General features: G+C 66.1%; 12 protein-coding genes. 6 read left to right on the plus strand and 6 right to left on the minus strand.

Annotation, left to right across the window (positions count from 1 at the left end; translation table 11 throughout):
* Positions 1–65 precede the first annotated feature (65 nt).
* The 6 genes from hemF to AC5O77_RS07300 are packed head-to-tail and all read right to left on the minus strand — an operon-like array spanning position 66 to position 7,201.
* Positions 66–962, minus strand: a complete 897-nt coding sequence (hemF, locus tag AC5O77_RS07275) for an oxygen-dependent coproporphyrinogen oxidase (protein ID WP_094002267.1) — start codon at positions 960–962, stop codon at positions 66–68.
* Between the two features lie 54 nt (positions 963–1,016).
* Positions 1,017–2,633 (minus strand): hypothetical protein, encoded by a 1,617-nt coding sequence (locus AC5O77_RS07280; RefSeq protein ID WP_494506646.1) that lies wholly within the window; start codon positions 2,631–2,633, stop codon positions 1,017–1,019.
* 37 nt (positions 2,634–2,670) lie between these two features.
* Entirely contained in the window at positions 2,671–3,789 is a 1,119-nt protein-coding gene (locus tag AC5O77_RS07285; protein WP_494506647.1) for a hypothetical protein, read from the minus strand.
* Between the two features lie 35 nt (positions 3,790–3,824).
* Positions 3,825–4,385: a hypothetical protein gene (locus AC5O77_RS07290; RefSeq protein ID WP_494506648.1), complete on the minus strand. Its 561-nt coding sequence runs from the start codon at positions 4,383–4,385 to the stop codon at positions 3,825–3,827.
* A 30-nt stretch (positions 4,386–4,415) separates the two neighbouring features.
* On the minus strand, positions 4,416–4,835 hold the full coding sequence (locus AC5O77_RS07295; protein ID WP_494506649.1) for an NUDIX hydrolase: 420 nt from the start codon (positions 4,833–4,835) through the stop codon (positions 4,416–4,418).
* Entirely contained in the window at positions 4,832–7,201 is a 2,370-nt protein-coding gene (locus tag AC5O77_RS07300; protein ID WP_494506650.1) for a S9 family peptidase, read from the minus strand. Before AC5O77_RS07300 ends, AC5O77_RS07295 begins: the two co-directional genes overlap by 4 nt.
* Before the next feature lie 167 nt (positions 7,202–7,368).
* Between AC5O77_RS07300 and AC5O77_RS07305 the strand changes: the two genes are divergently transcribed.
* From AC5O77_RS07305 to AC5O77_RS07330, 6 genes are all read left to right on the plus strand, one after another.
* A complete protein-coding gene (locus AC5O77_RS07305; protein WP_005414880.1) occupies positions 7,369–7,698 on the plus strand; it encodes a hypothetical protein in 330 nt (109 codons plus the stop codon).
* Positions 7,699–7,735: 37 nt separating this feature from the next.
* Positions 7,736–8,389, plus strand: a complete 654-nt coding sequence (locus AC5O77_RS07310) for an RNA polymerase sigma factor (RefSeq protein ID WP_494506651.1) — start codon at positions 7,736–7,738, stop codon at positions 8,387–8,389.
* Positions 8,386–8,601 carry a hypothetical protein gene (locus AC5O77_RS07315; RefSeq protein WP_012512479.1) on the plus strand — a complete coding sequence of 72 codons (216 nt, stop codon included), beginning with the start codon at positions 8,386–8,388 and terminating at the stop codon, positions 8,599–8,601. The genes AC5O77_RS07310 and AC5O77_RS07315 overlap by 4 nt, the downstream gene beginning before the upstream one ends.
* A 318-nt stretch (positions 8,602–8,919) precedes the next feature.
* A complete protein-coding gene (locus AC5O77_RS07320) occupies positions 8,920–10,218 on the plus strand; it encodes an ABC transporter permease (RefSeq protein WP_494506652.1) in 1,299 nt (432 codons plus the stop codon).
* A 1-nt stretch (position 10,219) separates the two neighbouring features.
* Positions 10,220–11,419 (plus strand): ABC transporter permease, encoded by a 1,200-nt coding sequence (locus AC5O77_RS07325; RefSeq protein WP_494506653.1) that lies wholly within the window; start codon positions 10,220–10,222, stop codon positions 11,417–11,419.
* A 128-nt stretch (positions 11,420–11,547) separates the two neighbouring features.
* Positions 11,548–12,945, plus strand: a complete 1,398-nt coding sequence (locus tag AC5O77_RS07330; RefSeq protein WP_049462287.1) for a cytochrome ubiquinol oxidase subunit I — start codon at positions 11,548–11,550, stop codon at positions 12,943–12,945.
* Position 12,946 lies beyond the last annotated feature (1 nt).

Below are 12,946 nucleotides of genomic sequence, written 5' to 3' on the forward strand. Positions count from 1 at the left end.
CTGTCCGGTGCAGGGCGCACCACAGGCAGGAGAAGACGCCACGCGTCAGGCGTGGCGCCGGAAGGTCAGAGCCAGTCGCGCGGCACCAGGTAATCGGCCAGGCGCGCCTCGGCGCTGCCCGCTTCCGGACTGAAGCCGTACTCCCAGCGCACCCGCGGCGGCAGGCTCATGAGGATGCTTTCGCTGCGGCCACCACTCTGCAGGCCAAACAGGGTGCCGCGGTCGTAGACCAGGTTGAATTCCACGTAGCGGCCGCGACGGTACAGCTGGAACTCGCGTTCGCGCTCGCCGTAGGCGGTGTCCTTGCGCTGCTGCACGATCGGCAGGTAGGCATCCAGGAAGCCATCGCCGACCGCACGCAGATAGTCGAAATCGCGCTCGAAGTCACCGTGCAGGTCGTCGAAGAACAGGCCGCCGACGCCGCGCGTTTCATTGCGGTGGCGCAGGAAGAAGTACTCGTCGCACCAGCGCTTGTGCGCGGCATAGCGCTCATCGCCGAACGGGGCGCACAGGTCGCGCGCGACCCGGTGCCAGTGCTGCACGTCCTCGTCGAACGGATAGAACGGGGTCAGGTCGAAGCCACCGCCGAACCAGCTGGCCACCACTTCGCCGTCGCGCTGCGCCTGGAAGAAGCGCACGTTGGCATGCGTGGTCGGCACGTAGGGGTTGAGCGGGTGGAACACCAGCGACACGCCAGTGGCACGCCAGGAGGCGCCAGCCAGTTCCGGACGGTTGGCCGAGGCCGATGGCGGCAGGCGGCTGCCGGCCACGTCGGAGAAGCCGATGCCGGCCTGCTCGAACACCGCACCGTCGCGCAGCACGCGGGTACGCCCGCCACCGCCCTCGGCACGCTGCCACAGGTCTTCCTGGAAGCGGGCCTGGCCATCGACGGCCTCGATCGCCGCACAGATGCGGTCCTGCAGGTCGGTGAGATAGGCGCGCACGCGCTCGAATTCGTTCATGGCGCGTACTTTACCGCAGGGCCCGCCCGAAGCTGCGGGCAGGCCCTGGCCGGCTCAGCGCTTGCGGTTGGAGTTGCGCGGCGCCGGAGCGTCGTCCACGGCTGCCTCATCAACCGCCTTCTGCAGGGCACCACCCAGCGTGATCAGCTCCCAGTTCTGGGTGCCGAGCACGTCGCAGGCCACGTGCAGGCCGCTGCGGTCGGCCTTGCACAGCTGCCCCAGGGTTGCCCGTGCGTCCAGTTCCGCGCCGTTGCCCTGCGCGGTCACCAGGTTCTCGCACCCTTCGCGCACGCCGGCGCGGCAGACCGTGGTGTAGTGCTCGGCGGCCTGCAGCCAGTTCCCGGACAGCGCAAGGCGGTTGCCGAGAATGTTGCAGCCCTGCAGCTTGCCCTGCGCGCAGCAGGCTTCGGCACCGCCCTCGTTGGCCAGCGCCAGCGGGCAATCCTGCGGCAGTGGCAGCACCTTGAACTGCTTCGTTGCACTGCACCGGGTCGGGCCCTCGCCGGTGGGGACGAACACCTGGAAGCGGGTCCAGTTATCCAGGCCCAGCAACTGGCCGCCGGGCAGCGGGCGCAGTACGAAGTCACCGTCCCGGTCGTGATGGATGCGGATGTCGCCCGCTTCGACGCGTGCGCGAAGATGGCTGCTCCAGCCCACACCGACCAGGCCGGCGTCACCGAAATTCAGCGTGTCCATCAGGCCGCCGTCGGACCGGTAATTGCCGCAGGGCAATGCAGTCGCGGGCTGCGGTCGCAGCGATGCGCCCACTGCCTGCAACGCCGGCAGGCGCTCGCAGGTGGCGGTGTCATTGCCGGGGGTGCAGGCTGCAGCCAGGGCCTGCACCGCCTGCTGGGGATCTCCCGCGTCCCAGGACAGCTCAGCCACGCGGGTGCAGAAGCCGCCGTGCGCTACCTCGCGGCACAACCGCAACAACTGTTGCCGCCGCTCAGCTGGAATGATCACCGGCACGGTCGGCGCCGTCATCGTCACCATGGCTTCGGTCATGGCGGCCGTCATCGCGGCCTTGACCAGCTGCTCCTGCACTGCCGGGTCGGCCTCGAGTGCGGCGGCACACGCCGGGGTTCCCTGTTCGAAGCCACCGTTGTCACAGGCGGGGGGTAGTTTGATGCCGGACAGGGCGGCGTCGAGCGCTGCCTTTGCCAGGGCGGGATCGGCCTCGACCGTGGGTTTGGCTTCCTCATGCCAACGATCAGCCAGTTGCAGGCACATGCCGGGCACGCCTTCCCGACACCCCGCTTCCAGGGCGGCCGGGGTCGCTTCGCGACGGTTGTCCAGGCACGCCGCCGCATCAGCCAGGCAGCTGCCTGCAGCCGGCGTGGCGGCTGCGGCGCACTGTGCGGGCGCCTGCAGGAGGTAGACCGTGCCATCCACCTCGACCGTGCGGCCACGATCGCGCACTTGCAGCGCGCTGGGCAGGCCGTACTCCAGGTTCACCAGTTGCAGCTTTCCGTCGATCTGCTGGAACGCGACCGGAGACGGCGCACTGCCGAAGTGCTTCTGCTCGCCGCGGTTCGGTGAGCTGATGCGCAGCGTGCCGCTGCCTTCGTCGGCCTTGAACAGGCCGCATTGTGGTGACTGTGCGGCAGCCATCGGCGCGGCCAGCAGCAGGACCCAGGCCAGCCAGCGGCGGCGCGGTGCGGGTGAATGCATGTCGTCTCCTTGACGATCGAACGGGAAGCTCCTGGCGCTACGGCGAACCCTGGCCCTCGCGCGGGGGCGTGCATTGTGCCGTGCCGGGCACGAGCTGGTAACGCTGGTAGGCCGTCTGGTTGTCCATGCCGAGCAGGTCGCCATTGCCGAGCTGGTGCAGCACAAGGGTTTCGCCGTTCTGCTGCAGCTGGACGGCGCCTTCGTGCAGGCGGGCACGCGCGCCATCATCGAAGTCGAGCATGTCGATCACGCCACCGTCAGCCTGGTAACGGCCGCACGGCACCCGCTGCAACGGCACCAGGCGCAGGTCGGTGCCGAGTTCACGCAGCGGTGCGGTACGTCCGCAGGCACTGACGCGGCCCGCATCGCAGACCACCTGCAGGGCCTGCACTGCCAACGCAGGTTCCAGCGCGTTCAATTGCTGCGCGGCCACTTCCACGCAGAAGCGGCCACTGCGGTGCTGCAGGCACCGCTGCTGCAGCTGATCGCGTGCAGCGGCCGGAAGCGGCGAATCCAGTGTGTCTTCGTCTTCCTGCAGCAGGCGTTGATTCACCCGCTGCATGGCAGCAGCCAATGCATCATTGGTCAGCGCCTCGCAGGCCTGCGGGTCATGCCCGGGCGTGTGTTCGCGGCAGGCAGGCGGGCGATCAAAGCCCGTGGCACCGACGTCGTCGGTGGCCTTCGCTGGGCTGTCATCCCGCAGTTGTCGCAGCAGCGCCGAGCAGCCCGCGCCAACGCCTTCGCTGCACGCGCGCTGGGCCTGGCTGGGCGAAGCCGTGGGCAGCTGCGCAATGCAGTGGCTGCCGGCGGCGCGGCAGCTGCCGGCAATCGCACTGGGTTCGACGGCGCAGTCCCGGGACTGGCGCAGCGTGTAGACCACCACGTCGTCTTCGATGCGCTGCCCATCGGCACTGATCCGGACCGGTAGCGCCACGCCATCGTCGAGCATGACCAGTCGGGCCTGCGCCGCACTGCGATCGACCCACAGCGGCTCCGGCTCGCTGCCGTCGTCGCGGCGGTAGCCGCTGCTGGGTGATGTGAATATCAGCGCCATGCCACCGTCGGTGCTGCGGTATTCGCCACAGCGCAGCGCATCGGCGGCGGCAGGCAGCGCGGCGAACAGCAGCAGCGCGGGGAGAAGGGTCAGCAAGCGCATGCGACGGTCCTTGTCGTGCGGGAAAGGGGTGTGGCTCAGTGGAAGCCCGAGCGGATGTCTGGTCGCAGCAGGCGCCAGGCCAGCCAACCCTGCAGGCCGAGGAGTACGAATGACATGGCCACCATGGTCAACGTGATCAACCAGCGTTTCAGATGGAGTTCCTGTTGCAGGACGGCGTCGTCGGAGAGAAACGGGATGACGTCGCGCATGAACACGTCCAGCCACCCGGCGATCGCAAAGTTGGTCAATGCACTCATCAGCAGGATCGCCGCAAAGCTCCACAGGCCCCAGCTGCGCTCGCGCAGCAGTCCCCAGCTGGCCAGTGTCGAGGCAAGGCACAGCAGTGCGACGATCATCGACGCGGCCACCGGATGCGCCAGAAGCCAGATCAGGCTGTGCAGGTGCTGGAGTTGCACTTCCCTCTCAACCAGGTGCCAGATCGGAAGGTTGTGCAGTGGCCACAGCAGCAGTCCCTGCATCACGAAGTAGACCGTGAGCAGCAGTGACAGCCAGAACGAGGCGTGTGCGATCGGGCGCACCCAGGCGTGATAGGTCGGTTGGACCAGCGAAGGAATCGGCGGGATCGACATTGACATCCGGTGTCCTTGCAATCGGTGCCCGCGCGCTCAGCGGGCCGTCACCCGGGTGGCGACGGCCGGCAGGATATGGTGTTCGCTCAGCGGTGCCAAGGGCAGGCCGTGCGGTGGCTGCAGCGGCACCCAGGCCAGTTCAGCGATCTCCGCGCGTGCCTGTGGCATGCCGTCCACCTGCACCCACCAGCCCTGGGCCTGCACGCGGTGGCCGGGCTCGTTCACCGCCCAGTCTTCGAACGTGCCCAGCGAGACGGCGGTCTCGACGCACAGCTGCACGCCGAGTTCCTCGTCCAGCTCGCGGGCCAGCGCCTGCAGCGGTGCTTCGCCGGCTTCGGGTTTGCCGCCCGGCTGGATGAAACGGTCAACGCCGTGCTTGCGCACCACCAGCGCCCGGCCGCGGTCATCCAGGATGACCGCGGCCACGATGTGGATCGTGGCCGCGGCGTTGCTCACTTCAGGTTCTGCTCGAACAGCTTGAGGATGCGCTTGTACTGGTCCAGCCAGGAATCGGCGCGGACGTAGCCGTGGCGCTCCAGCGGGTACGGAGCGATCGACCAGTTGTCCTTGTGCAGTTCGATCAGGCGCTGGGTGAGGTTCACCGAGTCCTGGAAGAACACGTTGTCATCCATCATGCCGTGGGCGATCAGCAGGTTGTCCTGCAGGTTCTGCGCGTACTCGATCGGCGAGGACACGCGGTACGCCTCCGGATCGATGTCCGGGGTGTTGAGGATGTTGCTGGTATAGCCGTGGTTGTACTGGTGCCAGTCGACCACCGGGCGCAGCGCGGCGCCGGCCTTGAACGTGCCCGGCGAGCGGAACAGGGCCATGAAGGTCATGAAGCCGCCGTAGGAACCGCCGTAGATGCCGGCATGATCACGGTCACCCTGCTGGGTATCGACCAGCCAGTCCAGGCCGTCCTTGTAGTCTTCCAGTTCCGGGTGGCCCATGTTGCGGTAGATCGCCGTACGCCAGTCGCGGCCGTAGCCCTCGCTGCCGCGGTAATCCATGTCCAGCACGATGTAGCCCTTCTGCACCAGCAGGTTGTGGAACATCTGCTCGCGGAAGTAGGCCGGGTAGCGCTGGTGCACGTTCTGCAGGTAGCCGGCGCCGTGCACGAACATCACAATCGGGTACTTCTTCCCCGGTTCCTTGTTTTCCGGTTCGTAGTACTTGGCCCAGACCACGCCGGCACCATGCTTGGACGGCACTGCCACCAGCTTCGGCTGGATCCACTGGCGCGCCTTGTAGTCGGCGGTGCGGGTGTCGGTCAGCACGCGGGCCTGGCCACCGGTGCTCGGCAGCACGGCCAGCTGCGGCGGCAGGTAGGCGCCGGAGTAGCGCACCAGCAGCTGCTGGCCGTCCGGAGACAACGAGAAGTCTTCCACGCCGTTGAGGCTGGTCAGCTCGCGCACCTGGCGGCTGCCGGTGTCCACCGCGCAGACTTCGTAGTCATGCGGGGCCTGCTGGTTGCACAGGAAGTAGAAGCCCTTGCCATCGGCCGACGGCACCGGCGCCGAGGTTTCCCACTTGCCACCGGTCAGCGCCTGCGGCTTGGCGGTGCCGGCCTGGGTGTACAGGTGCGAGAAGCCCGATTCCTCCGACAGCAGCCACAGCGTGCGGCCATCGGCCATCCAGCCGAAATCATTGAAGCCCCAGTTGATCCAGCCGCTGTCGGTCAGGCGATGGCGGTTCTGCACGCGGCCATCGGCAGCGTTGACGCTGATGATCCAGCGGTCCTTGTTGTCGTTGGCACGCAGCATCACCGCGGCCTGCTGGCCGTCGGCGCTCCAGCGGATGCCACCGCCCATGAAGTCGCTCATCACCTGCACGCTGCGGTCGCCCTTCAGCGCATCCTTGCCGGCCTTGCGGCGCAGCTCGGCCAGCGGGTCGGTGGCGATTCCGGGCAGGCTGGACAGCGAGACCTTCTCGGCTTTGCCGGTGCGCACGTCCACGTACCACAGGGTGTGCGGCTCGAAGCCGTTACGGCCGACGCGGGTGCGGGTGTCTTCGGTTTCCTCGTAGCCCGACTCGGTCACGTACAGCGGCATCTTGCCGCCACGGCCGTCGTCGAAGTCCTTCGGCTTGGTCACCACGATCAGGTGGGTCAGGTCCGGCGACAGCACGCTGTCACCGATCTCCACGTCGGCACCCAGGTACACCGGACCCGGCGCGCGGGTCGGGTCGGCCTGGCGCCAGCGCTGGTCCTGGTCCTTCAGTGCTTCGCGCTGGTCGCGGTCGCGGCGCAGGGTTTCCAGCGTGCGCAGCTGCTGGTCGCGCAGCACATCGGCCTTCGGCGCCGTACGCGGATCCTTCTCGGCCTTCAGGCTGGCCACCTGCTGCACGCCGCTGGCGGCGGTCCAGTGGAACCAGTTCTGGCCAACGCGCCAGATCACGCCATTGTCGGCAGCAAAGTTCACGTTGCCCGCGCGCTCGTTGCTGCGGGTCAGCTGGGTCAGCGCGCCGCTGCGCAGGTCGCGCACGAACACGTCGCCATTGCGGACGAAGGCGCTGCGGCTGCGGCTGCGGTCGTAGACCGGCTCGGCCACGTCCAGGGTGCCGCGCTGGTCATCGGCCACCTGCGCGGCCACGCCACCGGCCACCGGCTGGCGGAAGGTATCGCGCACCGGGCTGCCGCTGCGCTTGAGCTGGTACTCCACCTGCTGGCTGTTCCACGACCACCAGGCCTTCTCGACCGGCGGACCGATCCAGTCCGGGTCGGCCATGGCCTGTTCGATGGTGATCGGCGTCGGCGCGGCATGCGCAGCCGGTGCGGCCAGCACGGCCGACAACAGGAGGGACAGGGGCAGCACTCGGGACATGGGCGGACGGCACCAGAAGAGGAAACCGGCCAAGCGTAGCAGCCGCAAGGGCCCGGGGCAGGGGCCACAGGTCATGGCAGCGGGATTGGCAAAGTGGTGCAACCGGTAGCCGGCCTCGCGCATCCATTCTCCTGAACCCGCATCATCCACCGAACAGGAGCCCGACCATGCAGGAACTGATCCCGATCACTCTCTTCATCTGCATCGCCTACGCGATCCACGCCATTGCCGATGCCCGCGCCCGCAGCAAGCTGGTGGCCCCGCACGTGCCGGAGGAAGTGATCCGCTCGCTGGCCGTGCTGGAAGAAGAACGCCGTCGCCAGGGGGCGCTGCGCTGGGGCATCAGCCTGGTCTGCCTGGCGTTGGCCATGGCCCTGCTGGAAGCCATCGGTGCCCGTGACCTGACCTTCGGTGCCGCCGCCGCGCTGGTCGGCAGTGCTGGTCTGGGCCAGCTGCTGGCCTGGCACTTCACCCGCCCCGCCGCACGCAAGGGCTGAGCCGGCCCATGTCACGGGCACAGGGGGCGCCCCGCAGATGAGCCTGCTCGGCGAAGCATTGTCGGCACTGCGGGGCCGTCGCCGCCACGATGCAGCGGAGACGGCGGCACCCGCCGCACCGCTGGATGCGGACCAGGCCCTGGTGCGGGCCATCATCGATGGCTCGCAGGCGGCGTTTTCGCAGCTGGTCGAGACCCACCAGCGCACCTGCGCACATGTGATCGGGCGCATGGTGGGCGACCGCGATCAGGTGGCCGACCTGCTGCAGGAGACCTTCCTGGCCGTGTTCCGCCAGCTGCACCGCTTTCGTTTTGAATCCTCGCTGCGCACCTGGGTTTCCCGGGTGGCCTACACCACCGCGCTGCAGCACCTGCGCCGGCGGCGGCTGGAGGCGCAATGGATGGTGGCGGTGGAGGTGCCGGAGGAACTGGGAATCGGCGATGAAGGACCGGGGCCGGCTGAACTGAGCGAGGCGCTGCAGGCGGGGCGCCATCTTGGCGTGGCGCTGGAGCGGTTGAGTGCACCGCAGCGCCTGATCGTCGGCCTGCACTACCTGGAGGACTTCGACCTGGCCGAGATCGAGCAGGTGACCGGGCTGGCACGCGGTACCATCAAGAGCCACCTTCACCGCGCGCGCCAGGTCCTGAAGCAGGAACTGACGCGGCATGCCGCCGCCGGAGAACTGCTGTGAGCCCATCGACCGACCCTCGCGATGCGGAAGAACGCGCGCTGGCGCAGGCGTTGCGTGAGCAGACGCAGCAGGAAGAAACGCCGGATGTGAGCGAGGCGCTGCAGAAGCGCATTGCCGCTGAATCGCGCGATAGTGGCGTGGGTTATGTGGTGGTGCAGGTGGTGTTGTTGGGGGCGTTGGTGGCGGCAGCTGTCTGGTATTTCTGGGTCTAGAAGAACGCTGACGCCTGCACCTGATTCTGGACGCTTTTTCCTCCAACACCTGATCAGATGGCCAGGCATCGGGCGTTGTCTGCAAATCGACAGTTGGTCTTCCGCGTCAGATTCCGTCACCTCGGTCTCGTCATCAGTGTCGGTGGCTCTATCCAGAACCTACGAGCTGCGTGTGTTTCCTGAGGAAAGTTGCAAATTCCATGTCTCCACTTGAGGCGCAGTTTCACAATCAGAGATTCTCAACCATCAGCTTCCAAAGGCATGGAGTGAGAATCACATGGACAGGTGCGCGAGTAAGCCAATGCCGGATGCAGTTGGATGATGCTCTACTACGTCCAGCTTTCGCTTGCCCGATTCAAGCAGCGAGTCGGCACTCATCTGTCAATCGCTCTCATGCTGGGTGCGGGGGTAGGGATCACCACCGTGATGCTTTCCATTGTTCTCCAGGCATCGTCGGATCCCGCTCCAGGCCGGAGCTCGGCACTGTTCCGCCCTTACCTTGACGCGCGTCCAGATGCACTGCGCAGTGGCTCTCCGGATCCTGGTCAGTCACTGACCTGGCCAGACGCGAAGGTGCTTCTGAACCAAGGCCGGACGTGGAAGCAGGCAGCAATGGCAGGGGGCGCGGTGACGCTCTCCCGGCCGGGAGAGTCCAGCGCAAGACTGCGCGCCAGGTTCGCCACGTCCGAAGTCTTCAGTGTCCTTGGCATTGCCGTTGTTCAAGGGCGCGCATGGACCGCCGAGGAGGGGCATGCTGCGAGCCGAATCGTGGTTCTGTCGCGTGCGCTCGCAGAGCGCGAGTGTGCAGAGGGCTGTGTTGGTCATCAGTTGGAACTGGGCAGACGCACCTATACCGTGGTGGGTGTCGCGGAGGATTGGCATCCGGTGCCTATGTTTCAGGGAGACCTCACACGCAGACCGTTTGTGGAGCCTGACGAGATCTACCTGCCGCTTGAAACCGCAATCGCAGACAAGCTGACCGTTGTGGACGGGACGGCGATCTGGGGTGGTGACCAGGACACGGATCCTGCAGGGGCCAACGTTTCCTGGCTTCAATTGTGGGCGTGGCTGCCCACCGCAGATGACGTCGCCGCTTACCGCGCGAGTCTGAACGCCTATGCGCAGGAAAAGGGGCTTCGGATCGAGCCAGGCGCCCAGCAGGTGGCACTCTGGCCGTTGATGGATTGGCTGGACAGGCTGGGATTGGTTCCGGAGCAGGCCAGGATGCAGCTTCGGTTGTCGCTGATCCTTCTCGGCGTGTGCATCGTCAACGCGGCGGCGCTGCTGAGCTTCAGTCTGGGGCGCCGTCGGCGGGAGCTCGCGATTCGACGTGCACTGGGGGCGCGACGCCGAGACGTGTTCATCCAGCTCATGTGGGAATCCATCGCGGCGGGCGTCGCAAGCAGTGCGCTCGCTGTCGTCACCTATACGCTGGGAATCCGGGTGGTTGCTGCGGGAGACGTTCTGCCCAGCGCGATAACAGCGATGCATGCCGGAGCAATGCTGATGGCGGCTGGTCTGGGAGTCGTCACGACGTTGCTCTGTTCATTGGTCCCATCGTTTGAAATCTGCAGGGTCAGCTCACTGTCGAGTGCCTTCGCGAAGGGGGCTGCCTGAAATGTTCGAATCAATGAGGGAGACTCGACGACATCTGGGAAGCGCCGCACTGCTTGCAGTGCAGGCTGCGCTTGCAAGCCTGGCATGTGCGTTCGCACTGCAATCTGTGCTGGACAGCTTCGCCAGATTGAACACCCGCAGCATCCGGGACGCAGTATCGATTGGTGTGGTCAGGGTCTCGGATGTCGAAGAAGGCGCTGATGCTGCAGTGCTGCGGGCAGACCTGTCCGCCATCCGGCTGCCCGGTGTTCAGGACACGGTTGTGAGCGACGCTATTCCGTTCGGGGGAAGAGCCCATCGATACGGCGTGTGCACCAGCGAGTCGGCCATGGCGTACTCGATGAACGCGGGTACGACAGACGTTGCTGGATGTGATCGCATTCCCGTGGCAACTGCCAGCTCTGGCTTGCTGGCGATGCTGGGCGCGGGAATCGTCCTGGGACGGGATGCCACAGAGGACGACATGGCTGAAGGTGCTCCGATAGTGCTGATCAGTGAAGCGCTGGCTGCCCGTCTGTTCGGAACGGAGAGTGCTGTTGGCCGCCACCTGTATTTCGGCCCCGGCAGCAGCCGGGTCATCGTGGGCGTATTTGCGTCTGTTGCTGGACCGGCACCAGGAGGCAATGAGCGGGACTCGCAGTGGGCGCTGCTTCCGGGCCTTCCCACGGGCGCCAGTCGCTATTATCTGGCGAAGTGGAAGTCGGAGGTTGATCGTTCATCGCTTGATCGCACTGTCGATGCGCTGCAGCGGCCCTATCGGATCGTGAATTCGACCGGTGTCGAGACGCTGGCGGGATATCGCGACGCCTACGTCAAAGCTAATCGCTTCGCTACGACCGTGCTCGCGGTCATGACGGCCATCGTTCTCGGTGTGCTGATGGCCGGGGTTTCCGGAGTCGTAGGCGCCTGGCTTGATCGGCGCCGGCACTCCATTGGGGTTCGACGGACACTCGGTGCTCGCGGCTCAGTGATCTTTGCCGAAATCATGTTCGAAGTTTCACTGTTCACCACACTGGGCGCCCTGCTCGGCGCGTTGTCGTTGCAGTGGATAGGGCCGCCACAGGATGGCATCACAGGTTCAATGTGGTTCTCGATATCGAGCGCTGTCGTACTGGTGATGGCGGCCTGCTTGACTGCATTGGTACCCCGGGCCCTGCGAATCGCCAAGGAGCCGCCCTTGACCTTGCTGAAGCCCCTGTAGCCCGTTCATTCTGTCATCCAGCTTCCCTGCGACAAAGTGAAGCAGCGCGTCACCCGGTCGCATCCCGTTTTAACAATATCCACCTAAAGTGGTGCGGTATCCCACCGGCAGCTGGCAGGAGGCGTCCCTTGGACGCGTTGTTGTTGTCCCGGATCCAGTTCGGATTCGTCATCAGTTTCCACGTGCTGTTCCCCGCCTTCACCATCGGTACGGCCAGCTGGCTGGCCTTCATCGAATGGCGGTGGCTGCGCACGAAGTTGCCCGTGTGGCGCGAGCTGTATTTCTTCTGGCAGAAGATCTTCGCCGTGTCGTTCGGCATGGGCGTAGTCAGCGGCATCGTCATGGCCTTCCAGTTCGGCACCAACTGGCCACGATTGAGCGAGGTGGCCGGTACGGTCATCGGTCCGTTGCTGACCTATGAGGTGCTGACCGCGTTCTTCCTGGAAGCCAGCTTCCTCGGCGTGATGATGTTCGGCTGGGGCCGGGTCTCGCCGCGCCTGCATTTCTTCTCCACCTGCATGGTGGCGCTGGGCACGCTGTTCTCCACGTTCTGGATCCTGTCGTCCAACAGCTGGCTGCATACACCGGCCGGCTACGAGATGGTCAACGGCATCGTGCATCCGGTGGACTGGTGGCAGGTGGTGTTCAACCCCTCGTTCCCCTATCGCCTGGCCCACATGGCGCTGGGCTCGTTCATCACCACCTGTTTCGTGATCGGTGGCGTCGGCGCGTGGTACCTGCGCAAGGGCACACATGTCGAGGCCGGACGGCGCATGCTGATCGCGGCGGTGGCGTTCGCGGCGCTGACGGTGCCGGTACAGATCTTCGTCGGCGACATGCATGGCCTGAACACGCTCAAGCATCAGCCGATGAAGATCGCGGCGATGGAAGCGCACTGGCATGAAACCCAGGAAGGCGAGGGCGTGCCGCTGGTGGTGTTCGCGCTGCCGAACGAGAAAGAAGAGCGCAACGACTTCGAAGTCGCCATCCCGAAGCTGGGCAGCGTGATCCTCACCCACAGCCTGGACGGCACCTTCGATCCGCTCACCTCGGTGCCGGCCAGCGAACGGCCGCCGGTGACGCCGGTGTTCTTCGCCTTCCGCATCATGGTCGGGCTGGGCACGCTGATGCTGCTGCTGGCCTGGGTGTCAGCGTTCCAGCTGTGGCGCAGGAAGCTGCTGGATTCGCCGTGGCTGCTGCGCGGCTGGAACTGGATGCTGCCCAGCGGTTTCATCGCACTGCTGTCGGGTTGGTTCGTCACCGAGATGGGGCGCCAGCCGTGGGTGGTGTATGGCGTGCTGCGCACCGCTGATGCGGTCGGCCCGCAGAGTGCGTGGATGACGGCGTTGTCGCTGGGTGTCTATGTGGTTGGCTATGCCTTCGTGTTCGGCTGGGGCATCTGGTACCTGGTGAAGATCCTGCGCCATGGGCCGCAGCCGTATGCCGAGGGGCCGTCGCTGGACCATGGCAGCCATACCCCGGCACGTCCGTTGTCGGCCGCCGATGAACCGCTGGAGGAGCGCTGAC

Source organism: Stenotrophomonas sp. INTA L402-1, from assembly GCF_059295135.1.